At 68.9% G+C, this 26,805-nt stretch carries 23 protein-coding genes; 9 read left to right on the top strand and 14 right to left on the bottom strand.

Annotated elements, in window-relative coordinates:
• Positions 1-26: 26 nt before the first annotated feature.
• The 5 genes from BC358_RS21450 to BC358_RS21435 all read left to right on the top strand — a co-directional run bounded on the left by BC358_RS21450 (position 27) and on the right by BC358_RS21435 (position 5,792).
• Positions 27-2,231: a malate synthase G gene (locus BC358_RS21450; protein ID WP_079367398.1), complete on the top strand. Its 2,205-nt coding sequence runs from the start codon at positions 27-29 to the stop codon at positions 2,229-2,231.
• 217 nt (positions 2,232-2,448) lie between these two features.
• Positions 2,449-2,592 (top strand): hypothetical protein, encoded by a 144-nt coding sequence (locus BC358_RS22030; RefSeq protein WP_179130120.1) that lies wholly within the window; start codon positions 2,449-2,451, stop codon positions 2,590-2,592.
• Positions 2,593-2,599: 7 nt separating this feature from the next.
• Positions 2,600-3,292, top strand: coding sequence for a hypothetical protein (locus BC358_RS21445; RefSeq protein ID WP_079367397.1), 693 nt, complete (start codon positions 2,600-2,602; stop codon positions 3,290-3,292).
• A 14-nt stretch (positions 3,293-3,306) separates the two neighbouring features.
• Positions 3,307-3,603: a hypothetical protein gene (locus BC358_RS21440; RefSeq protein WP_079367396.1), complete on the top strand. Its 297-nt coding sequence runs from the start codon at positions 3,307-3,309 to the stop codon at positions 3,601-3,603.
• A 371-nt stretch (positions 3,604-3,974) separates the two neighbouring features.
• The gene (locus tag BC358_RS21435) at positions 3,975-5,792 is read left to right on the top strand and encodes a methyl-accepting chemotaxis protein (RefSeq protein WP_256861606.1); all 1,818 of its coding nucleotides are present in this window, start codon (positions 3,975-3,977) and stop codon (positions 5,790-5,792) included.
• A gap of 6 nt (positions 5,793-5,798) precedes the next feature.
• Here the strand turns inward: BC358_RS21435 and BC358_RS21430 are convergent, their stop codons facing one another.
• Positions 5,799-7,055, bottom strand: coding sequence for a cytochrome c (locus BC358_RS21430; protein WP_079367394.1), 1,257 nt, complete (start codon positions 7,053-7,055; stop codon positions 5,799-5,801).
• Positions 7,052-7,741 (bottom strand): cytochrome c, encoded by a 690-nt coding sequence (locus BC358_RS21425; protein WP_373270151.1) that lies wholly within the window; start codon positions 7,739-7,741, stop codon positions 7,052-7,054. Before BC358_RS21425 ends, BC358_RS21430 begins: the two co-directional genes overlap by 4 nt.
• A gap of 115 nt (positions 7,742-7,856) precedes the next feature.
• Between BC358_RS21425 and BC358_RS21420 the strand changes: the two genes are divergently transcribed.
• A complete protein-coding gene (locus BC358_RS21420; protein WP_079367392.1) occupies positions 7,857-8,087 on the top strand; it encodes a cysteine-rich CWC family protein in 231 nt (76 codons plus the stop codon).
• 36 nt (positions 8,088-8,123) lie between these two features.
• On the opposite strand, the gene BC358_RS21415 is transcribed toward BC358_RS21420, so the two are convergent.
• The gene (locus tag BC358_RS21415) at positions 8,124-9,602 is read right to left on the bottom strand and encodes a DegQ family serine endoprotease (RefSeq protein ID WP_079367391.1); all 1,479 of its coding nucleotides are present in this window, start codon (positions 9,600-9,602) and stop codon (positions 8,124-8,126) included.
• Between the two features lie 92 nt (positions 9,603-9,694).
• Here BC358_RS21415 and BC358_RS21410 point away from each other — a divergent pair, with 92 nt between their 5' ends.
• The gene (locus tag BC358_RS21410) at positions 9,695-10,384 is read left to right on the top strand and encodes a DUF1345 domain-containing protein (protein ID WP_165961757.1); all 690 of its coding nucleotides are present in this window, start codon (positions 9,695-9,697) and stop codon (positions 10,382-10,384) included.
• Here BC358_RS21410 and BC358_RS21405 read toward each other — a convergent pair whose 3' ends face one another.
• Positions 10,385-11,722, bottom strand: a complete 1,338-nt coding sequence (locus BC358_RS21405) for an ATP-binding protein (protein ID WP_079367389.1) — start codon at positions 11,720-11,722, stop codon at positions 10,385-10,387.
• Positions 11,719-12,378 carry a response regulator transcription factor gene (locus BC358_RS21400; RefSeq protein ID WP_066156818.1) on the bottom strand — a complete coding sequence of 220 codons (660 nt, stop codon included), beginning with the start codon at positions 12,376-12,378 and terminating at the stop codon, positions 11,719-11,721. The genes BC358_RS21405 and BC358_RS21400 overlap by 4 nt, the downstream gene beginning before the upstream one ends.
• Before the next feature lie 127 nt (positions 12,379-12,505).
• On the opposite strand from BC358_RS21400, the gene BC358_RS21395 reads away from it, so the two are divergent.
• Together BC358_RS21395 and BC358_RS21390 are read left to right on the top strand one after the other, a co-directional pair.
• Positions 12,506-14,011, top strand: coding sequence for an MFS transporter (locus tag BC358_RS21395; RefSeq protein WP_066156821.1), 1,506 nt, complete (start codon positions 12,506-12,508; stop codon positions 14,009-14,011).
• Positions 14,012-14,015: 4 nt separating this feature from the next.
• Positions 14,016-14,801 carry a class II glutamine amidotransferase gene (locus BC358_RS21390; RefSeq protein ID WP_079367388.1) on the top strand — a complete coding sequence of 262 codons (786 nt, stop codon included), beginning with the start codon at positions 14,016-14,018 and terminating at the stop codon, positions 14,799-14,801.
• Here the strand turns inward: BC358_RS21390 and BC358_RS21385 are convergent.
• From BC358_RS21385 to leuS, 9 genes are all read right to left on the bottom strand, one after another.
• Positions 14,788-15,363 carry a hypothetical protein gene (locus tag BC358_RS21385; protein WP_066156825.1) on the bottom strand — a complete coding sequence of 192 codons (576 nt, stop codon included), beginning with the start codon at positions 15,361-15,363 and terminating at the stop codon, positions 14,788-14,790. The genes BC358_RS21390 and BC358_RS21385 overlap by 14 nt on opposite strands.
• 215 nt (positions 15,364-15,578) lie before the next feature.
• Positions 15,579-16,526 carry a glutathione synthase gene (gene gshB / locus BC358_RS21380; protein WP_079367387.1) on the bottom strand — a complete coding sequence of 316 codons (948 nt, stop codon included), beginning with the start codon at positions 16,524-16,526 and terminating at the stop codon, positions 15,579-15,581.
• Positions 16,523-17,707: a benzoate/H(+) symporter BenE family transporter gene (locus tag BC358_RS21375; protein WP_066156832.1), complete on the bottom strand. Its 1,185-nt coding sequence runs from the start codon at positions 17,705-17,707 to the stop codon at positions 16,523-16,525. Before BC358_RS21375 ends, gshB begins: the two co-directional genes overlap by 4 nt.
• A gap of 19 nt (positions 17,708-17,726) precedes the next feature.
• Entirely contained in the window at positions 17,727-19,595 is a 1,869-nt protein-coding gene (locus BC358_RS21370) for a potassium transporter Kup (RefSeq protein WP_079367386.1), read from the bottom strand.
• Positions 19,596-19,736: 141 nt separating this feature from the next.
• Complete coding sequence (gshA, locus tag BC358_RS21365; RefSeq protein WP_066156836.1) at positions 19,737-21,020, bottom strand: glutamate--cysteine ligase; 1,284 nt, start codon at positions 21,018-21,020, stop codon at positions 19,737-19,739.
• A gap of 105 nt (positions 21,021-21,125) precedes the next feature.
• Positions 21,126-22,406 (bottom strand): glutamate-5-semialdehyde dehydrogenase, encoded by a 1,281-nt coding sequence (locus tag BC358_RS21360; protein ID WP_066156838.1) that lies wholly within the window; start codon positions 22,404-22,406, stop codon positions 21,126-21,128.
• Between the two features lie 21 nt (positions 22,407-22,427).
• Positions 22,428-23,480 (bottom strand): DNA polymerase III subunit delta, encoded by a 1,053-nt coding sequence (gene holA / locus BC358_RS21355; protein ID WP_079367385.1) that lies wholly within the window; start codon positions 23,478-23,480, stop codon positions 22,428-22,430.
• Between the two features lie 4 nt (positions 23,481-23,484).
• On the bottom strand, positions 23,485-24,054 hold the full coding sequence (lptE, locus tag BC358_RS21350) for an LPS assembly lipoprotein LptE (RefSeq protein WP_079367384.1): 570 nt from the start codon (positions 24,052-24,054) through the stop codon (positions 23,485-23,487).
• Between the two features lie 51 nt (positions 24,055-24,105).
• Positions 24,106-26,781 (bottom strand): leucine--tRNA ligase, encoded by a 2,676-nt coding sequence (gene leuS, locus BC358_RS21345; RefSeq protein ID WP_079367383.1) that lies wholly within the window; start codon positions 26,779-26,781, stop codon positions 24,106-24,108.
• Between the last annotated feature and the right edge of the window lie 24 nt (positions 26,782-26,805).

Here is a 26,805-nt window from a genome sequence, read left to right as displayed (position 1 = left end):
TCCTTTTGAACCGACGGAGTCCTTCCATGACGCAACGCACCAGCATCCACGGTCTGCAGGTTTCCACCGACCTATACCAGTTCATCAACGAGCAGGTCCTGCCCGGCACCGGCGTGAGCGCCGAGAGCTTCTGGAAGGGCTTCGACGCCATCGTCACCGACCTGGCGCCCAAGAACGCCGCCCTGCTGGCCGAGCGCGACCGCCTGCAGGCCGAGCTGGACACCTGGCACAGCGCCAACCCCGGCCCGATCCTGGACATGGCCGGCTACCGCAAGTTCCTGGAAACCATCGGCTACCTCGTGCCCGAGCCCAAGAAGGTCAAGGCCACCACGAAGAACGTGGACGACGAGCTGGCCACGCAGGCCGGCCCGCAGCTGGTGGTGCCCATCCTGAACGCCCGCTACGCCCTGAACGCCGCCAACGCGCGCTGGGGCAGCCTGTACGACGCGCTGTACGGCACCGACGTGATCAGCGAAGACAAGGGCTGCGAGAAGGTCGGCAAGAAGGGCGGCTACAACCCCAAGCGCGGCGCCAAGGTCATCGAGTACTGCCGCTACGTGCTGGACCGCTGCGCCCCGCTGAAGAAGGGTTCGCACGTCGGCTCCACCGGCTACAAGGTCAACAAGGACGGTGAACTGGTCGTGGGTCTGGCCGAAGGCGGCACCTCCAAGCTGGCCGACAAGAGCCAGTTCATCGGCTTCCAGGGCGAGGCCAAGACGCCCACCGCCGTGCTGCTCAAGCACAACGGCCTGCACCTGGAGATCCAGATCAACCGCGCCACCGCCATCGGCAAGACCGACGCCGCCGGCGTGAGCGACCTGGTGGTCGAGGCCGCGCTGTCCACCATCCTGGACCTGGAAGATTCCGTGGCCGCGGTGGACGCCGAGGACAAGGTGCTGGCCTACCGCAACTGGCTGGGCATCCTGCAGGGCACGCTGACCGAGTCGTTCGAGAAGGGCGGCAAGACGATGACCCGCGGCCTGAACGCCGACCGCGAATACACCGGCGCCAACGGCAAGAAGGTCCGCCTGCATGGCCGCTCGCTCATGTTCGTGCGCAACGTGGGCCACTTGATGACCAACCCCGCCATCCTGTGGGGCGCGGAAGGCAAGGAGATTCCCGAAGGCATCATGGACGCGATGGTCACCACCGCCATCGCCATCCACGACCTGAAGAAGAGCAAGAAGGACGCGATCCGCAACTCGCGCAAGGGCTCGGTCTACATCGTCAAGCCCAAGATGCACGGCCCGCGCGAAGTGGCCTTTGCCTGCGAACTGTTCAGCCGCGTCGAGAAGGTGCTGGGCCTGGCCGACAGCACGGTCAAGCTGGGCATCATGGACGAAGAACGCCGCACCTCGGTCAACCTCAAGGCCTGCATCGAAGCCGCCGCCAGCCGCGTCGCCTTCATCAACACCGGCTTCCTGGACCGCACCGGCGACGAGATGCACACCGCCATGCTGGCCGGCCCGATGGTGCGCAAGGGCGACATGAAGACCAGCGCCTGGATCCAGAGCTACGAGCGCAACAACGTGCTGGTGGGCCTGTCCTGCGGCCTGCGCGGCAAGGCACAGATCGGCAAGGGCATGTGGGCCATGCCCGACCTGATGAAGGCCATGCTGGAGCAGAAGATCGCCCACCCCAAGGCCGGCGCCAACACCGCCTGGGTGCCCTCGCCCACCGGCGCCACGCTGCACGCCCTGCACTACCACCAGGTGCTGGTGTCCGACGTGCAGAAGGAGCTGGAGAAGGTCAAGGCCGACAAGCTGCGCGACGACCTGCTGACCGGCCTGCTGACCGTGCCAGTGAGCGCCAACCCGAACTGGACCGAGGCCGAGAAGCAGGCCGAACTGGACAACAACATCCAGGGCATCCTGGGTTATGTGGTGCGCTGGGTCGACCAGGGCGTGGGCTGCTCCAAGGTGCCCGACATCAACGACATCGGCCTGATGGAAGACCGCGCCACGCTGCGCATCTCCAGCCAGCACGTGGCCAACTGGCTGCACCACGGCATCGTCACCGAGCAGCAGGTGCGCGACACGTATGAGCGCATGGCCGCCAAGGTGGACAAGCAGAACGCGGGCGACAAGCTCTACCAGCCCATGGCGGGCAACGCGGCCACCAGCAAGGCCTACCAGGCCGCGCTGGACCTGGTGTTCAAGGGCAAGGAGCAGCCGAGTGGCTACACCGAGCCGCTGCTGCACGCGTGGCGTCTGAAGGTGAAGGCTGCCTGACGGTCACTGAGAGCCGAGGAGACAAAAGCGGCGCCCTTCGGGGCGCCGTTTTCTTTGGGGCCTACACCTCGGGGCGCATGGCGTGCTCCTGTCGGCATGAAATGAAGGGGTGCAGCGACTCCAAGCAAGCGCCCGTCATCGCGAAACGGCGGGCGGCTCAAAACGGTTTTGCATTCCGCGCAAGGCCCCGAGCATTGGCGCGCACTACCATCGCCGCATGGACGCTCTCGCCTTCGACGACCTCAAACTGTTCGCCCGCGTGGCCGCGCTGGGCAGCCTGTCGGCGGCAGCTCGCGAGCGCGGCGTGCCGCTGGTGCAGCAGGGCCTGCTGGTGCCGGTGCTGGCGGCTTCCGCGGGTTGATCCAGCCATGCGCCTGCCCTTCGCCCTGCTGTTCACCCTCGCCCTGCTGCCCGCTCCGGCGCTGGCCGAGCAGCCGTCGGCTCGCTGGCAGGCCCAGTGTGAGGCGCGGCTGCCGCCCACGGTGATCGAGGTGAACGCCGAACCGGCCCCCGTGCGCCACCGCAACGACCGCCGCATCGCCGACCTGATGCAGCTCCAGCGCCTGCCGCAGGAGAACGCCTTCACCCTGGGCCTGACCGAGCTGCAGCTGGGCACGCGCATCGCCTTCCGCAGCCCCACGCTGAGCCACCCGCGCGAGCGCCTGGTGTGCATGCGCCCGGCCATCACCGTCACGCTCAGCCTGGACCCGCACGTGGTGTCGGTGGCCAGCGAGTTCGAGGAAGGCAGCTGCGCGCACCGCCACATCCTGGCCCACGAGATGCGCCACGTGCAGGTCAACCAGCTCACGCTATCGGCAGCGGCCGAGCGCATGCGCGAGGGCATGCGGCAGTCCTTCGGCAACAAGATCTACTACGGCGAACCCAAGGAGCTGCAGGAGCGCCTGACCCGCCACATCCGCGAGCAGTGGCTGCCCTGGGTCGATGCGCAGATGAAGCACACGCTGCAGCGCCACCGCGAGATCGACACGCCCGAGGAGTACGCGCGCAACCGCACGGCCTGCGGCGGCGAGATCGCGCGCACGCTGGACGCCATGCGCTGAACCCGGAACCACCCATGTCCCTGAACTACCTGATCTTCGACGCCGCCGACGATGGCGAAGGCACCGGCAGCTGGGAGGCCGTCGCCAGCGTGCGCCGCGCCGACCTGCCGGCGGTGATGGCCGAGGTGGAGGCCGTGCTGGCGCTCGCACAGCGCGAAGCACCCGGACCGCGCGGTCCGCTGGACGAAGGCGGCGCCTGGGACGCCGACACCCAGGTGCACGAGGATGGCGACTGGACCGAGGTCCGGCTCACGCTGACCGGGCCCTGGGACTGGGGGGAGGCCTTGGTGGCCGGCTTCAGCGCCCCTTGAACACCGGCGGGCGCTTCTCGCGGAACGCCGTCGCACCCTCGGCCAGCGCCTGCATCATGGCCGGCGTGAAACCGTTGCGCTTGGCGGGCCGGTCGATACCGATCAGCAGCGGCGGACCGCGCGCCAGGCAGGTGATGCGGCCTCGGCGGGGGTGGGGGACGTGTTCATCACCGCACCGTAGGAGGACCGGTCACCCACTGCGGTCGCCTTCGTGTCGCCTTGCCCGGCGAAAAGGCGGGGATCCACCCGTCTGTTCGGACTCAAGTGCCGCTGGACTTTGGCCGATCATGAACAACCCCGAGGTCTCGCCTACCAGGCCAGGCCGTCCAACGCATTCATCAGATGCGATGTTTCCGTCCAATGAGGTCAACGTGGTCCCAGCTTCGTCAAAATTTCTTCGCCTGTCGATCAAGGCCCGCCTGGTCCTGACGGTCGCCGTGCTGGTGGTGGTCAGCCTGGTCGTCGTCAGCACCTTCAACTTCCTGAGCCTGCGCTCGACCACCCGGGCATCGGTGAACGCCTCGGCGCAAAGTCTGGCCCTGGCGCGCGCCGAGGGCATCGGTCAGTGGGTCGCCAGCAAGTCGGCCGTGGTGGGTGCGCTGTTGCCCGCCACCCAGGTGGAAGACCCCATGCCGGCGCTCACCCAAGCGGTCAGGAGCGGGTTCTTCGACACCACCTACATCGGCTACCAGGAAAAAAGGGCGATCTTCTCGAGCCCGCAGAACCTGCCGCCCGACTGGGACCCGACCGGACGGCCCTGGTACCTGCAGGCGGCCAATGGCCAGGGCGTGGTGCTGACCGAACCCTATGTGGATGCGGGCAGCAAGAAGCTGGTCATGACCTTCGCGGTGGCCGACCGCAACGGCAGCGACACGCGGGCGGTGGCCGCCGGCGACGTGTTCATGGACGTGGTGGCCGCGGCCGTGACCGCCATCAAACCCACGCCGTCGAGCGATGCCTTCGTGCTGTCGGCCGAAGGCAAGGTGGTGGTGCACAGCAACCTGGATCTGGTGCTCAAGGAGGCGTCCAGCCTGAGCCCTGCGCTGACCCCGGTGGCGGTGGCGGCGCTGGGCGCCGACCTGACCGAGGTGGACATCGGCGGCACCGCCCGCCTGCTGACCGCGGTGCCGGTGGCGGGCACCAACTGGAAGCTGGTGATCTCGCTGCACAAGAGCGAAGCGCTGGCCTCGGTGTCGAACTTCCTGCTGCAGTCCCTGATCGGGGCTGTGGTGGTGACCGTGGCGGCCGTGCTGCTGGCGGGTATGGTGGTCGCGCGTTCGCTCCAGCGCCTGGACCGCCTGCAGGCGGCCATGCAGGACGTGGCCTCGGGCGACGGTGACCTGACCAAGCGGCTGGACGCGAGCGGGCACGACGAGCTGGCGCGCATTGCCCAGGGCTTCAACGCCTTTGTCGACAAGATCCAGGCCACGCTGCGCGACATCCGCGCCACCAGCGACGCGGTGCACGAGGCCTCGCGAGAAATCGCCAGCGGCAACCACGACCTGTCGTCGCGCACGGAGTCGGCCGCCTCCAGCCTGCAGCAGACCTCGGCCACCATGGAGGAAATGACCTCGGCGGTGGCGCAATCGGCACAGTCGGCCCAGGAAGCCAACCAGATTGCCGGCGGCGCGGCCGCCTCGGCCGAAAAGGGTGGCGAAGTGGTGGGCCAGGTGGTGGCCAGCATGGAAGCCATCACCCACAGCTCGCGCAAGATCAACGACATCATCTCGGTGATCGATGGCATCGCGTTCCAGACCAACATCCTGGCGCTGAACGCGGCGGTGGAAGCGGCCCGCGCCGGCGAACAGGGCCGGGGCTTCGCCGTGGTGGCCGGCGAGGTGCGCAACCTGGCGCAGCGCAGCGCCGAAGCGGCCAAGGAGATCAAGCAGCTGATCGGTCGCTCGGTCGAAAGCGTCGAGGCCGGCTCGGCCCTGGTGGGGCGCACCGGCGAGGTGATGCAGGAGATCGTGCAGAACGTGCGGCGCGTCTCGCAGATGATGCAGGAGATCGCCACCGCCTCGTCCCAACAGCGATCGGGCATCGAGCAGGTGGGCATGGCCATCGGCAACCTGGACCAGATGACCCAGCAGAACGCCGCGCTGGTCGAGGAAAGCGCCGCTGCGGCCAGCGGTCTGCAGGATCAGGCCGAGCGCCTGGCCCGCACCGTGGGCCAGTTCCGCATCGGCTGATCCCCCTCAGCGCACGCGCTGCACGTCCAGCGGGTTCACCGGGTTCGCCTGGTGGCCCCAGCTCTGGCGCAGGAAGCTCGCCACCGCCGCGATCTCGGCGTCCTGCAGCAGGGTGCGGAACGGTGGCATGCCGTAGGGATGCGGGTGGCCCGGCGTGGACGGCGCAAAACCGCCACCGACGATGGCCTGCAGCGCGTTGGTCGGGTCGTCCATGGTGACCACGCGGTTGCCGGCCAGCGGCGGGTACATGCCCTGGCGGCCCTCACCCTGCTCGCCGTGGCAGTCGGCGCAGTGCTGCCGGTACAGGCGCCCGCCGGTTTCCAGCAGCGCACCGTCGGCGCGCTTGAAGGCCGGAGGTTCACTGGCTTTCACGGGCAGACTCTTCAGGTAGCCGGCCATGGCGTTCACATCGGCCTCGGGCAGGTACTGCGTGCCGTGGAACACCACCTCGGCCATCGGCCCGGCCACGCTCGCGCCGTCGACGCTGCCGTTCTTCAACAGCGCCGCCACGCGCTCCACCGGCCAATCCTGCACGCCCGCCTGGCGCGGGTCGAGCAGCGAGGGTGCGAACCAGCGGCCATCGGGCAGGCGCTCGCCCCCGAAGGCCTCGGTGGTCGCGCCCCAGGCGTTGCGCGTGCCGTGGCAGGCGGCGCAGTGGGCGACGCCGTTGACCAGATAGGCGCCGCGGTTCCACTCGGCGCTCTGCGTGGCGTCGGGCCGGAAGCGCCCGGGTTCGAAGAACAGCACGCGCCAGACCGCGAGCGCGGGCTGGGTGCCGTAGGGGAAACGCAGCGCGTGCGGCGTGTTGGGCTGGCGCACCGGCGGCAGGCTGCGCAGGTGGGCCCAGAGCGCAGCCACGTCCTCGTCGCTCAGGCGGGTGAAATGCGCGTAGGGAAAAGCCGGGTAGAGCAGCCGGCCGTCGCGCGAGCGGCCTTCGTGCAGCGCACGCTGGAAGGCCTGCTGCGACCAGGCGCCCAGGCCAGTCTCAGTGTCGGGCGTGAGGTTGCCCGCATAGAGGTCGCCAAACGGCGTGCTGATGCGGCGACCGCCCGCATAGGGTGCGCCCCCGCGCTCGGTGTGGCAGGCCATGCAGTTGCCGGCGCGCGCCAGTTCGGCGCCGCGCGCCAGCAGCGTGGGGTCGGCGGGCGCGGCGTCGGTCGCGGGCGGCAGCGCAGGCGCGTGCATTTCCACACCGACCACGGCGCCCAGCAGGGCCAGGCCCGCGACGAAGACGGCGGCGATCCAGCGCAACGGGTGCCTCATTTCGTGGCCCCCGGCGCGGGCGGTGTCAGCCCGCAGCGCAGCGGCAGTGGCTCGGTGGTGGGTGCGGCCGGGTGCGGGTCGGCCGGCAGCGGCTGCGCGGCGAGCCAGCTGGCCACGGCCGCCACATCGGTGGGCGAGAGACGCTGCGCCACATGGGCCATGCAGTCGGGCGCAAAGGCCTTGCGCAAACCGGTCTGCCAGGCGCCGAGCTGGCCGATCAGGTAGTCGCGCGGCAGGCCCAGCAGGCCGGGCACGGCGGGCCGCACACCGGTCATGGCCGCGCCGTGGCAGGCGGTGCAGGCCGGCAGATCACGCGCCGGGTCGCCGCGGCGCACCAGCGCCTCGCCGCGGGCCAGATCGGCGGCGCTGCCCTGCGGCGGCAGCGGTGGCGGGTAGGGCAGGTCCAGCGATGCAAAGTGCTGCGCGATCAGGCGCAGGTAGTCGTCGCTCAGGTGGTCCAGCAGGTAGCGCATGCCGTCGTTGTTGCGCCGGCCGTCGCGGAAGTTCAGCAGCTGGTGGTAGAGGTAGTCGGCCGGCTTGCCCGCGATGCGCGGGAAGAAGCCTCCCGGCGTGGCGCGGCCTTCTTTGCCGTGGCAGAGGGTGCAGGCCTGGACGCGCTGGTCCATGGAGTGGGGAACGGTGCGCGGATCGGCCGCCGCCGCGCCGCCAACGGCGAGTGCAAGCACGAACGACACAAGAAGGGGAAAGGGTGACAGGGGCAGCACGGAAGACCTTGGACAGAGTAGTGCAAAAAGTACCACAGGGCGTGGATGACTACACTGATCAGAACCGGCCTTTTCCATGCAGACCACACCCACCTCCGACCCCACCCGCTGCCCGCTCTGCGGCGGCGACAACCGCTGCGCGATGGAGCTTGAGCGCGCGACCGGCCAGCCCCAGCCGCCCTGCTGGTGCGTCGATACCGCGTTCCCGCCCGGCCTGCTGGCGCAGCTGCCCGCGGAAGCCGAAGGCAAGGCCTGCATCTGTGCCGCCTGTGTGGCGCGCTTCGCCGGTGAAGGTCTCGGGCCCTGAATCCGGCACACCGCGCGCCCGCGGTGCCGGGCACCATCAGCCCAGTTTCACCGGCACGAAGATGCGGTCGCCGTCGCGCTGGATCAGCAGCGCCACCGACTTCTGGGCCTTGGCCACCGCCGCACGCACCTGGTCGATGCTGGTCACCGGCGTGCCGTTGACCGCCACCAGCAGGTCGCCGGGCTGCACACCGGCGCGGGCCGAGGCACCGGCCACGTCCTCGATCACCAGGCCGCCGTCCACGCCCGCCTCGCGCTTTTCCTGCGGCTGCAGCGGCCGCAGCGCCAGCCCCAGACGGCCCTGGCTCGCGGCCTTGTCGGCCTGGGCCACCTCGGCCTTCTTGTCGCCCGCATCGCCCAGCTGCGCGCTGAGGGTTTCGCGTTTCCCCTGGCGTGCGAGTTCGAGCGTGACCTTCTCCCCCGGGCTGGCCTGGCCGATGTAGGCCGGCAGGTCGGCCGAGGACACGATGGGCTGGCCGTTGACGCTCAGGATCACGTCGCCAGTCTTCAGCCCGGCCTGGGCCGCCGGGCCACCGGGTTCGACGCCAGAGACCAGGGCGCCCTCGGGCTTGTCGAGCTTGAAGGAATCGGCCAGCGCCTGGTTCACCTCCTGCACCGTCACGCCCAGCCGCGCATGGCTGGCCTTGCCGGTGGCGACGATCTGGTCGCGCACCTTGCTGGCCACCTCGATCGGGATGGCGAAGGACAGGCCCTGGTAGCCGCCCGAGCGGCTGTAGATCTGCGAGTTGATGCCCACCACTTCGCCGCGGGCGTTGAACAGCGGCCCGCCCGAGTTGCCGGGGTTGATGGCCACGTCGGTCTGGATGAAGGGCACCAGGCTGTCGTCGGGCAGCGAGCGGCCCTTGGCGCTGACCACGCCGACGGTCACGCTGTTCTCGAAGCCGTAGGGCGCGCCAATGGCCAGCACCCATTCGCCGGGCCGCATCGACTTGGAGCTGCCCAGCGGCACCACGGGCAGGTTCTTCGCGTCGATGCGCAGCACCGCCACGTCGGTGCGCGGGTCGGTCCCGAGCACCTTGGCCTGGAACTCGCGCCGGTCCGTGAGCTTGACCGTGACCTCGCTGGCGTCCTGCACCACGTGGGCGTTGGTGAGGATCAGACCGTCGCTGCTGACGATGAAGCCCGAGCCCTGGCCGCGCACCGGCTGCTCCGAGGGCCCGCCGCGCGGGCCGGCGAAGCCCGGGAAGCTGCGGAAGAAGTCGTAGAAGGGGTCCCGCGGGTCGAGCCCGGGCACGCCGGCCCGCTCCTCGTCGGACACCTTGCGCATTCCGCTGACGCTGATGTTGACCACCGCCGCGCCGTGGCGCTCGGCGATGCTGGCGAAGTCGGCCTGGCCGGCGCTGGAGACGGGCGCAGCGGCCACCACTGCGGTCGGCGCAGGGGCGGCGGCGCTGGCGTGCGAACCGTGCAGCCAGCTGGCGCCGGCACCGCCGATCGCACCGGCGGCCGCCAGGGCCAGCACCAGACGGGTGGGGGTGAGGGTGTTGAGTTGCATGATCGCTCCTGTGAAAAGGGTTGGACTGGCCAAGAATGTGGGCGCGTTCACTTAGACGGGGCTTAATCCGCCCGCGGTGGCACACTGGCCGCATGAGATCGCACCCCCTGCACGGCTTGCACTGGTCGGCCCGTTTCAGCGCCCTGGAACGCCAGGCGCTGGCGCTGCTGCCCGGGGTGCTGACCGGCCTGGCGGTGGCGCGGCTGGTGGCGGCGCCGGCCGGCACCGCCCTGCTCTGCGGCTGGGTCGCGTACTGCACCACCTACCTGGGGCTGATGGCCCACCTGGCCCACCGCCTCAACGCCGCCGACACCCGCCGCCGCGCCCAGTGGGAAGACCCGGGCGCGGCCATGCTGTTCGTGCTGGTCACGCTGGCGGGGCTGGCCTGCCTGGTGGCCGTGGCCATCGCCGCCGACGCCGGCGCCCACCTGCGCGGCGCGCCGCGCATGGCCCACCTGGCGCTGATGGTGCTGTCGCTGATGGGCGCCTGGCTGCTGATCCAGAGCGTGTTCGCGCTGCACTACGCGCGGCGCTACTACCGGCCGGACGGGCATGACCGCCCGCACGTGGGCGGCCTGGCGTTTCCGGGCGGTGAGGCGCCCGACTACCTGGACTTCTTCTACTTCAGCGCGGTGATCGGCATGACCTCGCAGGTCTCGGACGTCGCCATCACCGAGCGCTCGCTGCGCCGGTTGGCCACGGGGCACGGTCTGCTGTCGTTCGCCTTCAACCTCACCGTGCTGGCACTGGCGGTGAACGTGCTGGCCAGCACGCTGGCCTGATCAGGCCGCCGGCAGCTCCAGCCGCACGCGCAGGCCGCCCAGCGTGGGCGAGGCGTCCAGCCGCAGCGCGCCGCCGTGCATCTGCGCCACCGACTGCGCGATGGCCAGCCCCAGGCCGCTGCCGGTGGAAGGCGCGTCGGGCAGGCGGTAGAAGCGGTCGAGCACGCGCGTGCGCTCGGCCTCGGGAATGCCCGGGCCGCTGTCCTCCACCACCAGCGCCACCCTGCCCGCTGCTTCGCCGGCCAGCACACCGACCTCGATGCGGCCAGCGGCCGGCGCGTACTTGATGGCGTTTTCGATCAGGTTGCGCAGCAGCAGGCGCAGCGCGTCGGCATGGCCCGTCACCATCGCCGTCTCCAGGCCCGACAGCCCCAGCGCCTGCGAGCGGGCCTGGGCATCGGCCACCGCCTCGCCGATCACCGACCTCGCCAGCGCCGCCAGGTCCAGCGGCGCGGCCGGGGCGCCCTCGGCCTGCCGCGCCTGCTGGCGCGCCAGCTCCATCAGCTGGCCGACCAGCCGGGTGGCGCGGTCGATGCCGGCGTCCAGCCGCTGCAATGCGCGCTCGCGGGTCTCGACGCCCTCGGCGCGGCGCAGGCCCTGCACCTGCAGCTTGAGCGCCGCCAGCGGCGAGCGCAGCTCGTGGGCCGCGTCGGCCACGAAGCGCTGCTGCACCTCAAAGGCCTGGCCCAGGCGCTGCAGCAGGCCGTTGAACTCCTGCACCAGCGGGCGGACCTCGTCGGGCAGGTCCTGCCCGGCCAGCGGCGCCAGGTCGTCGGCACTGCGCGCGGCCACCTGCTCGCGCACCCGCGCCACCGGGGCCAGGGTGCGGCGCACCAGCCAGCCCACGGCCAGCATCAGGACCGGCGCCAGCCACAGCACCGGCGCGGCCGTGCGCAGCGCCAGGTCGCCGGCCATGCGCCGGCGCACCGCCATGTCCTGCGCCACCTGGATCACCAGGCCGCCGGTGATCACCGAATAGACGCGGTAGGTGGTGCCGTGGGCCACCACGTCGGCGAAGCCCAGCACCGCGCGCGCGGGCAGCTCGGGCCGGTCGGCCGAGCGCAGCAGCAGCGAGCCGTCGACCGACCAGATCTGCAGCACGAAGTCGAAGTCCTGCTGCGACGGCGGCACCGGCAGCACGCCGGTGGCGAGACCCTCGGGCAGACCGGCGCGCAGGGTCTGGGCGGTCTGGCGCATCTGGTAGTCGAACAGGGCGTCGGCCTCGGCCCGCGCCGCGCGCCAGGCCAGGGCGGCCTGCAGCAGCGCGGTGGCCAGGATGGCCAGCAGCACGAACACCAGCAGGCGGGCGCGCAGGGAGGTGGGCCAGCGCAGCGTCATGCCCTGGGCACCAGGTAGCCGACGCCGCGCACGTTCTGGATCAGGTCGGCGCCCAGCTTCTTGCGCAGGCCGTGGATGTAGACCTCGACCGCGTTGGAGCTGATCTCGTGCTTCCAGTCGTAGAGCTTTTCTTCCAGCTGCGCGCGCGAGAGCACCATCCCGGGCCGCGCCAGCAGCGGCTCCAGCACCGCCCACTCGCGCCCCGAGAGCACCACCGGTTCGCCATTCACCGTGACCTCGCGCGTGGCCGGGTTGATGCACACGCCCTGGTGCTCGTAGACCGGCTCCGCCCGGCCCGAGGCGCGGCGCAGCAGGGCGCGGATGCGCGCCAGCAGCTCGTCCATCTCGTAGGGTTTGACCACGTAGTCGTCGGCCCCGGCGTCCAGCCCCTCGACCCGCTGCGCCAGGGCGTCGCGGGCGGTGGCGATCAGCACCGGCACGCGGGAACGGCGTGCGCGCAGCCGGCGCAGCACCGATAGGCCGTCCTGCCGCGGCAGGCCGAGGTCGAGCAGCACCAGGTCGTAGTCCTGGGTGCGCAGGGCCGTGTCGGCGGCGTCGCCGTCGCGCACCCAGTCCACGGCGTACTGCTCGGCGCGCAACAGGTCGAGCACCGATTCGCCGATCATCGAGTCGTCTTCCACCAGCAAGAGGCGCATTGCAAACCGCGCCGGCCTGAGTGCCGCGCGCGGGTGCCGGCAATGTTACGCGGCATGCATGCGCGGCATGTCCCCGGCGACGCCGGGCACCGGCAAACCCGATAAGCTGCCGCCTGGACCCGCCCGCATGAACACACCACCCGACCCTCATTCCATCGCCGCCCTGCGCGAACGCCACGGGCCGCGCTACCGCTGGCTGCTGCTGCTCTCGGTGATGGTCGGCACCATGGCCTCGGTCATGTCCTCGACCATCGTCAACGTGGCCATCCCCGACATGAGCCACCACTTCGCACTCGGCCAGGAGCGCGCGCAGTGGGCCTCCTCGGGCTTCATGGCGGCGATGACGGTGTCCATGCTCACCACGCCGTGGCTGCTGACGCGCTACGGCTACCGCCGCACCTACACCGGCTGCATGTGGCTGCTGCTGGTCGGCGGCCTGGTGGGCGGCTTCGCACAGCACTACCCGCTGGTGCTGGCCGCGCGCGTGGCCGAAGGACTGGCCGCGGGCGTGGTGCAGCCGATCCCGGCCATCATCATCCTGCGCGCCTTCGACTCCCAGGAACAGGGCCGCGCCAGCGGCATTTTCGGCATGGGCGTGGTGCTGGCGCCGGCGCTGGGCCCGTCCATCGGTGGCCTGCTGGTCGACGCCTTCGGCTGGCGCTCCATCTTCTTCCTGGTGGTGCCGTTCTGCCTGGCCTCGCTGTGGATGGCACGGCGCTTCGTGCCGACCACCGCCCCCGGCGGTGCCGCCCCCAATCCGCAGGGCGCCGCGCTGGACTGGCGCGGCCTGCTGCTGGCCACGGCCGGCACGCTGTGCCTGCTCAACGGCCTGGTGGAGCTCAAGGGCGGCACGCCCCTCGCGGCGGCCGGGCTGCTGGGCGGGGCCGCGCTGGCGCTGCTGGTCTTCGTGGCGCTGCAGCGGCGCATGCTGCTGGCGCGCGCCCGCCACCCCCACGAGGGCACGGACCCGCTGCTGAACCTCTCGCTGTTCCGCGACCGGCGCTTCGCAATGGGCAGCATCGTGGCCTTCATCTACGGCGTCGCGCTGTTCGGCTCGACCTACCTGCTGCCGGTCTACATGCAGATGGGCCTGGGCCTGTCGGCGTCGTTCGTCGGCACCATCCTGCTGCCCGCCGGCCTGGTGCTGGCCGTGACCATCGCCGTCGTGGGCCGGATCTCGGACCGCCAGCCGGCCCACCGCCTGGTGAGCATCGGCCTGCTGTTGCTGGCCTGCTCGTTCGCGCTGATGCCCACCATCGACACCGACCACCGCGCCCAGACCCTCACCCTGTTGGTGGCCTGGGCCATCCTGGGCCGGCTCGGTCTTGGCTTCATCCTGCCCTCGCTGAACGTCGGGGCGATGCGCGGTCTGGCACGTGCACAGATCCCGCAGGGCGCCAGCGCCATCAACTTCCTGCGCATGCTGGGTGGCGCCGCGGGGGTGAGCCTGTGCGGCATCGTGCTGGAGTGGCGAACCGCGGCGCACGGCCTCAAGCTGGTCCCGGGCAACACCGCGCCTGGCCACCTCGCGCCATTCAACGAGACGTTTTTCATGGTTGCAGCCATTTGTGCGCTGGCCATCGGGGCCGCCGTGAAAATGCGCGCAAAAACCGGGAAGGCTGCCGGACAATAGCCGGATGTGCCAGCTGCTCGCCCTCAACTGCGCCACCCCGACCGACGCATCCTTCAGCTTCACCGGCTTCTGCCGGCGCGGTGGTGCCACCGACAACCATGCGGACGGCTGGGGCATCGCCTTCTTCGAGGGCCGGGGCCTGCGGCTGTTCATCGATCACGAGAGCGCGGCCAACTCGCGCATGGCCGAGTTCCTGCGCAGCTACCCGCTCAAGAGCAGGAACATCGTCGCCCACGTGCGCAAGGCCACCATCGGCGAGGTGAGCCTGGAGAACGCCCATCCCTTCACGCGCGAGCTCTGGGGCCGGCACTGGGTGTTCGCCCACAATGGCGACCTCAAGGACTATTTCCCCAAGCTGCACAGCGCGTTCCGCCCGGTCGGCACCACCGACAGCGAGCGCGCCTTCTGCTGGCTGATGCAGGAACTGGCCAAGTCGCACGCCAGCCTGCCCAGCGTCGAGGAGCTGACGCACACCCTGCGCGAACTGATCCCGCAGGTCACCCGCTTCGGCACCTTCAACTTCCTGCTGTCCAACGGCGAGGCGATGTGGGCGCACTGCAGCACGAAACTCCACTATCTGGTGCGCCAGTACCCGTTCTCCAAGGCCACGCTGATGGACCACGACTGGACGGTCAACTTCGCCGAGGTCAACCAGCCCGGCGACCGCGCGGCCGTGATCGTCACCACACCGCTGACCAGCGACGAGCAATGGACCGCGTTCGAGCCCGGGGAACTCAAGGTGTTCGTTGACGGCCTGCCTCAGGGCGGCGGGTCGCTCACAGAATCTTGAACAGCTTCTCGCGCAGCTCTGGCAGTCTGCGGGCACCGGCGCTGTGCCCCGCCATGCTGGTTTCCCAGTCGCGGTAAACCTTGCGCAGGCCTTCCGAACCCTGCGCCTGGAAGATGTTGGTGACCAGGGTGACGCGCATGTTCTGCCCGATGATGGCGTTGATCGAATTGATCATGAAGTTGCGCGCCATCTCGTTGTCCTGGGCGCTGCGGCTGTCCGCCGGCGGAAGCCCCGCCAGGTCTGCCCCGGTGTCGTCCGGCTCGCCTGCGGTGTGAGCCGCCGCCATCCGCTCATGGGACGCGGCCGCCCTGGACGTTGTTGCGGCGGGGGCCTGACCGACGGCTTCAATGCAACCCAGCTGCAGAAGCTGCTCCAGCACCTCTGCGATGTCGCCCTTGCCCACGAGGAAGACCGACAGCTCGTCGGCGGTGCGTTTGCCATCCACCAGCACCAGGGCGCGGCGCACGATCGGTGAAAGTCCCAGGTCGCGCGTCTGGATCTGCTGCTGGCCCAAGGCGGTCTTGGCAAAAATGGTGCGCTTCGTATCGATGTTCTCGGGCATGGTGTGCTGTTCGGATGCTTACTCTCCCCTGGCCCGCGTATTTGTAATGCAGCACCCACACCCTCGCAAGCCAAGCAAGACCGGGTTAACCCTTGTGTGCGTACTTTCTACCGATCGAATTTGTCACGATCGGCCGACTTCGGGACCAAGGGTTCTTGATGCATGACCGACGGCGGCCGGCATGCATTCGGCGCTAGCGATTTGGGTGCAAGGGCTCAGCGGCCCAGCGCATCGAGCAAGGCGTCAGCGAACATGGCCGGCACATCGAAGCCGGTCTGGTCGTGAATCTCCTGGAAGCAGGTCGGGCTGGTGACGTTGATCTCGGTGACCTTGTTGCCGATCATGTCCAGCCCCACCAGCAGCAGGCCGCGCGCCGCCAGCACCGGCGCGATGGCCTCGGCCACGGCGCGGTTCTCGTCGGACAGCGGCTGGGCCACGCCCTTGCCACCCGCCGCCAGGTTGCCGCGCACCTCGTTGCCCTGCGGGATGCGCGCCAGCACATAGGGCGCCACCTTCCCGCCAATCAGCAGCAGGCGCTTGTCGCCGAGGACGATCTCGGGCAGGTAGCGCTGCACCATCACGCTGGTGGCGCCGCCCTGGTTGAGCGTCTCGATGATGGAGCCGAGGTTCATGCCGTCGGCGCCGACTCGGAAGATGCCCATGCCGCCCATGCCGTCCAGCGGCTTGAGGATGATGTCCCGGTGTTCGGCGTGGAAGGCGCGGATGGCCTCGGGCGAGCGCGTCACCAGCGTGGGCGGCGCGAACTCGGCAAACTCCATCAGCGCCAGTTTTTCCGGGTGTTCGCGCAGCGCGGAGGGCCGGTTGAACACGCGCGCGCCTTCGCGCTGCGCCTGCTCCAGCAGGTGGGTGCAGTAGAAGAACTCGCTGTCGAACGGCGGGTCCTTGCGCATGAGCACGGCGTCGAAGTCTTTCAGCGCTTCGACCGCCTCGCCGGTGACCGAGAACCAGTCGTGCGGATCGCCGGTCAGGCGGATGCGGCGCACCGTGGCGTTGACGGTGCCACCGCTGCGCCAGCCCATGTGGCGTGGCTCGGTGGCGGCGATGGCGTGGCCGCGTTTCTGCAGCTCGCGCATCATGGAAAAAGTGGTGTCCTTGTAGGTCTTGAAGGACTCCAGCGGATCGGCAACGAAGAGGATGTTCATGGTGTGTGCTTTCGGGCTCCGTACTGTTGCACAAACAGCGCCAGCGCGCCGGCGACCACACCCCAAAACGCCGAGCCGATGCCGGCAATCACCACGCCGCTGAGCGTGACCAGGAAGGTGATGAGCGCGGCTTCGCGGTGGGTGTCGTCCTTGAGCGCCGCATGCAGGCCGCCGCCGATGCTGCCCAGCAGCGCCAGTCCGGCGATGGCCAGCACCAGTTCCTTGGGGAAGGCCAGCAGCAGACCGGTGACCGCCGCGCCCACCAGGCCGATGGCGATGTAGATCAGCCCGCAGGCCACGGCCGCGGTGTAGCGCTTGTCCTTGTCGGCGTGCGCCTCTTCGCCCATGCAGATGGCGGCGGTGATGGCGCTGAGGTTGAGCGCGTAGCCGCCGAAGGGCGCCAGCACCAGGGTGGCGACGCCGGTCATGGTGATGATCCTGGAGATCGGCATGTGGTAACCCGCCGCGCGGATCGCCGCCACACCCGGCAGGTTCTGCGAGGCCATGGTCACGATGAACAGCGGCAGCGCCAGGCTGACGAAGGCACCGAAGGTGAACTCGGGCGCGGTGAACACCGGCACCGCCCACTGCAGCGTGAGCGCACCGGCGTTGAACTGCCCGTTGGCCACCACGGTCACCACCGCCACCAGCAGCGTCAGCGGCACGGCGTAGCGCGGCAGGAAGCGCCGCCCCAGCAGGTAGGCCAGCAGCATCAGCACCACCAGCGGCAGCGCGGTCTGCGCCGCGGCGAAGGCCTGCAGGCCGAAGCGCGCCAGCACGCCTGCCAGCAGCGCCGACGCAATGGCCATGGGAATGCGGTTCATCACCCGCTCGAACAGGCCGGTCGCGCCCGAGAGGATGATGAGCACGGCGCAGGCCATGAAGGCGCCCACCGCCTGCGCCATCGTGAAGCCGCCGGCCAGGCCGGCCGTGGCCAGCACCGCGGCACCCGGCGTGCTCCAGGCCACCATCACGGGCTTCTTCAGGATCAGCGAGGGGATGGCCGAACAAAGGCCCATGCCCAGGCCCAGCGCCCACATCCACGAGGTGATGAGCTCGGGCGTGGCGCCGAAGGCCTGCGCGGCCTGGAAGACGATGGCGACCGAGCTGGTGAAGCCCACCAGCACCGCCACGAAGCCGGCCGTGGCGGCCGAGAGGTTCAGGTCACGGAAAAAAGACATCCGGCGATTGTGCCGGGCGTCAGATCTCCAGCTTGGAGCCCAGTTCAATGACGGCGTTGGCCGGCAGGTTCAGGAACTCGGCCGCCGCGCCCGCGTTGTGGTGCATCTGCGCGAACAGCTTCTCGCGCCACAGCGCCATGCCCTCGCCCAGCGTGGGCACCACCAGGTCGCGCGAGAGGAAGTAGCTGGTCAGCATCGGCTCCAGGTCGCAGCCGCGACCGCGCATCAGTTCCAGCGCCTTGGGCACGTCCGGGTCGTTCTTGAAGCCGTAGTGAATCACCACCTGCCAGCAGTCGTGGCCCAGCGGCTCGACCTCCAACCGCTTGTCCAGCCCGATCCAGGGGCGCTCGTGGCTGCGCACGGTGACGAACAGGTTCTGCTCGTGCAGCACCTTGTTGTGCTTGAGGTTGTGCAGCAGCGCGTTGGGCACGGTGCCGGTGTCCGCGGCCAGGAACACCGCCGTGCCGGCCACCCGCGTGGGCGGGTCCATGAACACGGCTTCGAGGAAGCTGTCCAGCTCGATCGCCTCGGCCTGCTGCGCCTTGGCCATCAGGGCCCTGCCCTGTTTCCAGGTCATCATCAGCGTGAACACCACGCCACCGATCAGCAGCGGGAACCAGCCGCCTGCAAACAGCTTGAGCAGGTTGGAGCTGAAGAAGGCCAGGTCGACGATGAAGAACCAGCCGGTGGCGGCCACGCACAGGGCCAGCGGGTACTTCCAGCCGTAGCGGATGACGAAGAAGGTCAGCACCGTGGTGATGAGCATGTCCAGCGTGACCGCGATGCCGTAGGCAGCCGCCAGGTTGGACGAGGACTTGAACATCACCACCGCCAGCACGATGGCGGTGAACAGGCCCCAGTTGACGAAGGGGATGTAGATCTGCCCGGTGTCGCTGACGCTGGTGTGGCGGATGTTCAGGCGCGGCAGGTAGCCCAGCTGGATGGCCTGCTTGGTCACGCTGAAGGCGCCGGAGATCAGCGCCTGCGAGGCGATCACCGTGGCCATGGTGGCCAGGCCCACCAGGGGCAGCAGGGCCCAGTCGGGCGCCATGTTGAAGAAGGGGTTCTTCACCGCCTCCGGGTCTTCCAGCAGCAGCGCGCCCTGGCCGAAGTAGTTGATGGTGAGGCAGGGCATGACGATGGAAAACCAGGCCAGGCGGATCGGCTTCTTGCCGAAATGGCCCATGTCGGCGTACAGCGCCTCGCCACCGGTGACGCACAGCACCACCGCGCCCAGGATGATGAAAGTCGTGCCCGGCTGCTCCCACATGAAGCGCAGCGCATGGTGCGGGCTGAGCGCCCCCAGGATCTCGGGGTGGCCGACGATGTGTGGGACCGCCAGCAGGGCGATGGACAGGAACCACAGCACGGTGATCGGTCCGAAGAACCGGCCGATGCCACCCGTGCCGCGCTTTTGCACGAAGAACAGCGCGAACAGCACCAGCAGCGTGATGGGCACCACGTATTTCCTGAAGTGGGGCGACACCACCTCCAGACCCTCCACCGCGGACAGCACCGAGATGGCCGGTGTGATGACGCCGTCGCCGTAGAACAGCGAGGTGCCGAAGATGCCGATGGCCAGCAGCCACTTGCGCAGTTCGGGCTTGTCTTTCACCGCCTGCGAGGCCAGCGCCAGCATCGCGATCAGGCCGCCTTCGCCGCCGTTGTCAGCGCGCAGCACGAGGGTGACGTACTTGAGGGAGACGATGACCGTCAGCGTCCAGAAGACGATGGAGAGCACGCCGTAGACGTTGGCGTGGGTGAAGGGCACATGGCCCGACCCGAAAATTTCCTTGATGGCGTACAGCACCGAGGTGCCGATATCGCCGTAGACCACACCGATGGCGCCCAGGGTGAGCGCAGCAAGCGACGACTTGTTCGAGGACACAAAACCGTCCGGCCCGGGCGGGCCAGACCCGTTGTCTGGAAGACCGCGATTCTGCGCCCGCGCCCACCTGGCTGTCAGCCGGGAGATGGCCTCAAACGGACGGCCGGGCGCCGGATGTTGCGGCGCAACAACCGTCCGGCGTCAGTCGTAGGTTTCGGCCTCGGGGTCGGTGGCTTCGAGTTCGTAGGCGGCCGACAGCATGGCCAGCCGGCCGATCACCCCGTACATGTAGAAGCGGTTGGGCACGCTGGCCCCGGGTTTGGCACCCGGCTGCGGCAGCTGGGCGCTCTGCTCGAAGGCCAGGGGCACGAAGCTCGCGCCCGGGGCCGACAGGCTCTCGTCGGTGCTGCGGTCGGCGTGCACGCGGTAGAAGCCCCCCACCACGTAGCGGTCCATCATGTAGACCACCGGCTCGGCCACGGCGGCGTTGATGCGCTCGTTGGTGAGCACGCCTTCCTGGATGATCACTTCGCCGATCGCGTGCCCCGCAGTGGCCTTGGCGCGCGCCTGGAACCAGGCATCGTCCAGCTCCTTGGCGTCGCGCACCGTCAGCTGGCCCAGCGCCGCATGGCTGTTGTCGGCCTTGATGACGACAAAGGGCTTCTCGTTGATGCCGTATTCCTTGTACTTGCGCCGCACGCGCGCCAGCAGCGCGTCGGTGTTGCTGCGCAGGCACTCCAGCCCGCTCTGCTCGGCGAAGTTCACCGCGCCGCACTGGTTGAACATGGGCGTGATCAGCCAGGGGTCCATGCCCAGCAGTTTGCCGAAACGCTTGGCCACCTCTTCATAGGCCTTGAAGTGGTTGCTCTTGCGGCGGATGCCCCAGCCGGCGTGCAGCGGCGGCAGCAGGTACTGCTCGTGCAGGTCTTCCAGGATGCCCGGCGCACCGGCGGCCAGGTCGTTGTTGAGCAGGATGGTGCAGGGGTCGAAGTGCTTGAGGCCCAGGCGGCGCTTGCTGCGGATCAGCGGTTCGAGCGTGACCGACTCGCCGCCGGGCAGGTCGAAGGTGGTCGGTGCCTTGATGTCGTTGGACAGCGAGCCCAGGCGCACGTTCAGGCCGGCCTGGTAGAAGATGCGCTGCAGCTGCGCCAGGTTGGCCAGGTAGAAGGAGTCGGTGCGGTTTTCCGGCACCAGCAGCAGGTTCTTGGCCTCGGGGCAGATCTTCTCGATCGCCGCCATCGCCGCCTGCACCGCCAGCGGCATCATCTCGGGCGTCAGGTGGTTCCAGGCGCCGGGGTAGAGGTTGGTGTCGACCGGTGCCAGCTTGAAGCCGGCGTTGCGCACGTCCACCGAGGTGTAGAACGGCGGGGTGTGCTCCATCCATTCCAGACGGAACCAGCGCTCGATCACCGGCGTGGACTCGAGGATCCGCTGCTCCAGCTCGTTGATCGGACCGGTCAATGCCGTGACGAGGTGCGGAACCATGGGACAACCTTTGCGCGAAGAATAAGACGACCGCCCCATTGTAGGGACCGGCCAAGACAGCCAAAGGTCGGAAATGGGGGCGGCGGCCCGGCTTGCAAGCCCCGCTCAGGTGCGGATTTCGCCTTCGCCCAGCACCACGTACTTCAGCGAGGTCAGGCCTTCGACGCCGACCGGCCCGCGGGCGTGGAACTTGTCGGTGCTGATACCGATTTCGGCGCCCAGCCCGTACTCGAAGCCGTCTGCGAAGCGGGTGCTCGCATTCACCATGACACTTGCCGAATCGACCTCGCGCAAAAAGCGCTGGGCGTGCACGTGGTCGGTGGTGAGGATGGCGTCGGTGTGGTGGCTGGAATAGCGGTTGATGTGGGCGATGGCCTCGTCCACGCCGTCCACCAGCTTCACGCTGACGACGGGCGCGAGGTATTCCTCGCTCCAGTCCTGTTCGCTGGCGGTCGTCACATGGGCACCGGGCACGGCGGCCAGGATGGCCTGGGCCTCGGGGCAGCCGCGCATCTCCACACCCTTGGCGGCGTAGACGGCGCCGATCTTTGGCAGGAACTCAGCCGCCACGCCGCGCGCCACCAGCAGGCTTTCGGTGGCGTTGCAGGGGCTGTACTTCTGGGTCTTGGCGTTGTCGGCCACCTTCACCGCCATGGCGATGTCGCAGGGGTCGTCCACGTAGGTGTGGCAGTTGCCGTCCAGGTGCTTGATGACCGGCACCTTGGCCTCGGCGCTGATGCGCTCGATCAGGCCCTTGCCACCGCGCGGGATGATCACGTCCACGTACTGCGGCATGGCGATCAGCTGGCCCACGGCGGCGCGGTCGGTGGTGGGCACCAGCTGCACCGCGTCGGCCGGCAGACCCGCGGCCACCAGGGCCTGCTGCACCAGCGCGGCGAGCGCCCGGTTGGAATCGATGGCCTCGGAACCGCCGCGCAGGATGCAGGCGTTGCCACTCTTGATGCTCAGGCTGGCGGCCTCGATGGTCACGTTCGGGCGGCTCTCGTAGATCATGCCGAACACGCCGATGGGCACCCGCATCTGGCCCACGCGGATGCCGCTGGGCATCTGCTTCATGCCCGAGATCTCGCCGATGATGTCCGGCATGGCCGCCAGCTGCTCACAGCCCTCGGCGCAGGTCTCCAGCACCTTGGGCGTCAGCTTGAGCCGGTCCACCATGGGCTCGGCCAGACCGGCGGCGCGGGCCCGCTCCAGGTCTTTCGCGTTCTCCACCTGCAGCGGGGCGACGTTCTCGCGCAGCAGGCGCGCCAGCTCGCGCAGCACCTTGATCTTGGTCGCGGCACCGGCCTTGGCCATCAGCGCCGAAGCGGCCTTGGCCTGGCTACCCAGGGTGTTCATCAGTTCGGAAGTGGAAATCGCGTTCATCACGCGATTTTCGCAGAGTGCCTACTTCAGCGCACAGGCATTGGCCACCCTCAGTGCCATGCGGTGCAAGGCGTCCCACGGATCGGCCGGCCAGTCGGGCTGCTTGAGCCCCTTGACGATACCGTCCACCGTGTGCGCGTCCTGCAGCCACTGCGCCAGCTGTGCGGGCCGGATCAACGGCAGCGCGCGCTCCATCAGCTTTTCCTTGACACCCCAGACCCGGTTCTCGCGCAGTGCCATGGGCAGCGGCCGGCCGGCGTCCATCGCGGCGCGCACCCGGTGCAGCGTGCGGATGTCCTCGGACAGCGCGAAGTGCACCAGCACCGCAGCCTCCCCCTCGGCCTGCAGGCCATCGAGCATGCGCTGCACCCGCAGCACCTGGCCGCCCAGCACCGCCTCGGCCAGCTTGAACGGCGTGTAGCGGGCCACGTTCAGCACCGCGTTCTCGATCTGCTCGAAGCTCAGTTCGCCAGCCGGATACAGCAGACCCAGCTTCTGGATTTCCTGGTGCGCCGCCAGCAGGTTGCCCTCGACCCGGTCGGCAAAAAACTGCAGCGTGCGCTGCCCTGCTTCTCCGGCCGACACCCGCTGCCCCTGGGCCTGAAGGCGCTGGGCGATCCAGGCGGGCAGCGCCTGCCGCTCGACCGGGTCCACCCGGACGGTGACCCCAAAACTGTCCAGAGCGCCAAACCAGGCGCCCTTCTGCGTGGCCATGTCCAGCCGCGGCAGCAGCACCAGCGTGAGGGTCGAGTCGTTGTCCCGCGCGGCCTCGGCCACTTGCTGCAGCACCTGCGAGCCGTCCTTGCCCGGTTTGCCCGACGGGATCTGGATCTCGATCAGCTGCCGGTCGGCAAACAGGCTCATCGAACCGCCGCTGGCCAGCACCTCGCTCCAGTCGTAGTGGGCACCGGCCACGGTGTGCACGGTGCGCTCGGTGTAGCCCTGGGCGCGCGCGGTGGCACGGATCGCATCCGCCGCCTCCTGGATCAGCAGCGGCTCATCACCGTGCAGCGTGTAGAGGGAGCGCAGTCCCTTTTGCAGATGCCCGGCCAGCTGCGGGGCGGCAAGCTGCATGGGATCAGAGGGTCTTCACAGCGGCGAGCCGGCGCAGCACCTGCTGCACGATGTCGCCGTCCATGTCGCGGAACATCAGGTTCTCTTCGGCGGCCTTGGCCAGGGCCGCCGTTTCGCTGAAGCTGATGTCGCGCTCCAGCAGCAGCTCGGTGTCTTCGATCAGGATCTTTCCCGCCGGGGTCACCAGCCGGAAACGGAACCGGGCGCGCAGGGTCAGTTCCCGCACCTGGCCGGTGTCGGTCTGGCCGGACACCACGCGCTCATGGCGGTCCAGTGTGACGATGAGCACCACCTGCGGCGGCACCGCGGCCTGCGCGGGATCCACCGGCGCCCGGGCGCCAGCCGACGAATTGACCACGCGCAGCCCCGACGACACCAGCGCCTGCTGCAGCGACCGGGACACCGAGGTGTTTTCAAAGCCCGCCACCTGCACCGACTCGAACGCGAACTTGGGCGCCTGGCGCAGCGCAAAACCGCAGCCCGTCAGACCGGCCAGAAGACCTGCCGAACCGGCCGCTGCCAGACCCCGCAGGGCGGCCCGACGGGCCGGTGATTTCAGGACAGCAGGGGCCATGGCTTGGGTTCTCGCTCGGTTGAAAGGGGACATGCGACGGGAATCGAAGTTTTATACCACCACGTTCACCAGACGGCCGGGCACCACCACGACCTTCTTGGGCGCAGCGCCGTTGGCGGCTTTCTGGAACGCCTCGCTGGCCAGCGCAGCGGCCTCGATGGCGGCCTTGTCGGCGCCGGCCGGCACGATCACGCTGCCACGGAGCTTGCCGTTGACCTGGAGGACCAGCTCGATCTCGTCGCGCTGCAGGGCCGATTCATCGGCCTTGGGCCAGGGCGCATCCAGCAGGTCGCCCGACACGGCGGCATAGCCCAGCCCGCTCCAGAGCGTGTGGGCGATGTGCGGGGTGGCGGGATACAGCGCGCGCAGCAGGATGCCGAAGCCCTCTGCCAGCGCGGCGTTGTCGCCCTCGCCGCCATCGCCCTTGAAGTCTTCCAGCGCGTTGAGCATCTTCATCGCGCCCGAGACCACGGTGTTGTACTGCATGCGCTGGTAGTCATAGTCCACCTGCTTGAGCACGGTGTGGATCTCCAGACGCAGCGCCTTGGCCGCCTTGGACAGGCTCTGTCCCGACACGCCGGCCGCCAGCGCACCCAGGCCACCGATGGCGCTGAGCTTGTGGCCGAACCCCCAGACGCGGCGCAGGAAGCGGTAGCTGCCCTCCACGGCCGCGTCGTTCCACTCCAGTGTGGCCTCGGGCGGCGCGGTGAACATGGTGTACAGGCGCGCGGTGTCGGCGCCGTACTTCTCGATCAGGTCCTGCGGGTCGACGCCGTTGTTCTTGGACTTGGACATGGTGCCCACGCCCTCGTAGTCGATGGCCGTGCCCACCGGCAGGTCACCCACCGCGTTCTTCAGCTTCGCGCCGACGATCTTGCCGCCTTCGTCGAGCACATGCTCCACGTCGTGCGGCCAGAAATACTCCTTGCCGCCCTTCTCGGTGCGGCGCGAGTAGATGTGGTTGAGCACCATGCCCTGCGTCAGCAGCTTGGTGAAGGGCTCGTCCACCTTCACCAGGCCCAGATCGCGCATGACCTTGGTCCAGAAACGCGCGTACAGCAGATGCAGGATGGCGTGCTCAATGCCACCGATGTACTGGTCCATCGGCATCCAGTAGTCGGCGCCGCCCGCGACCATCTTTTCAGAATTGGTCGGGTCGCAATAGCGCATGAAGTACCAGGACGAATCCACGAAGGTGTCCATGGTGTCGGTCTCGCGCCGCGCGGGTTTGCCGCAGCAGGGGCAGTCCACCTTCAGGAAGGCCTCGCACTTGTTCAGCGGGTTGCCGCTGCCGTCCGGCACCAGGTCCTCGGGCAGGCGCACCGGCAAGTCCTTCTCGGGCACCGGCACCGGGCCGCAGGACTCGCAGTGGATGATCGGGATCGGCGTGCCCCAGTAGCGCTGGCGGCTGATGCCCCAGTCGCGCAGGCGGAACGTGGTCTTCTTCTCGCCCAGACCCCTGGCGGCCAGCAGCTCGGCGACCTTGTCCACCGCGGCCTTGTGGCCCAGGCCGTCGAGTTCGCCGGAGTTCACGCACACGCACTTCTGTTTGTCGCCATACCACTCGGCCCAGGCGTCGGTGGAGAAGGTCTCGCCTTCGACCGCCACGACCTGCTTGATCGGCAACTGGTACTTGAGCGCGAACGCGAAATCGCGCTCGTCGTGCGCCGGCACACCCATGACAGCGCCGTCGCCGTAGCTCATGAGCACGTAGTTGCCGACCCAGACCTCAATCTGTGCGCCGGTCAGCGGGTGGGTGACGAACAGGCCTGTGGCCATGCCCTTCTTTTCCTGCGTGGCCAGCTCGGCCTCGGTCGTGCCGCCGGTCTTGCACTCGTTGATGAAGGCGGCCAGCGCGGGCTGCGCCGAGGCGGCGTGGTGTGCCAGCGGGTGCTCGGCGGCCACCGCGCAGAACGTCACACCCATGATGGTGTCGGCGCGCGTGGTGAACACGTACATCTTGCCGTCGCCGATCAGCGCGCCGTCGGTACCCTGGATGTCGTGCGTGAAGGCAAAGCGCACACCCTCGCTCTTGCCGATCCAGTTCTCCTGCATCAGGCGGACCTTGTCGGGCCAGCCGTTGAGCGTAGCCTTCTCATTGCCCAGCTGCACGTGGTTGAGCAGTTCGTCGGCATAGGACGTGATGTTCAGGTAATACCCGGGAATCTCACGCTTTTCGACCAACGCGCCGGTGCGCCAGCCGCGGCCGTCGATCACCTGCTCGTTGGCCAGCACGGTCTGGTCCACCGGGTCCCAGTTGACGACCTGGGTCTTGCGGTAGGCGATGCCTTTGTCCAGCATCTTCAGGAACAGCCACTGGTTCCACTTGTAGTAGTCCGGAGAACAGGTGGCGACCTCGCGCGACCAGTCGATGGCCAAGCCCATCGCCTGCATCTGCTGCTTCATGTAGGCGATGTTTTCGTAGGTCCACTTGGCCGGCGGCACGCCGTTCTTGAGCGCCGCGTTCTCGGCCGGCAGGCCGAAGGCGTCCCAGCCCATGGGCATGAGCACGTTGTGGCCGTTCATGCGCAGGTACCGCGTCAACATGTCGTTGATCGTGTAGTTGCGCACATGGCCCATGTGCAGCTTGCCCGAGGGGTAGGGCAGCATGGAGCAGGCGTAGAACTTCTTCTTGCTCTGGTCTTCGGTGACGCGGTAGGCGTCGGTGGCGGTCCAGTGGGCGTGCGCTGCGCGCTCGACGTCCTGGTGGGCGTATTTGTCTTGCATGGGGCTGGGGCCGGGCTGGGCCGG

The sequence above is a fragment of the Hydrogenophaga sp. H7 genome, assembly GCF_002025745.1.
GTDB lineage: Bacteria > Pseudomonadota > Gammaproteobacteria > Burkholderiales > Burkholderiaceae_C > Hydrogenophaga > Hydrogenophaga pseudoflava.
Note: the sequence above shows the minus strand (reverse complement) of the source record. Positions and strands in the feature narration are given on the sequence as shown.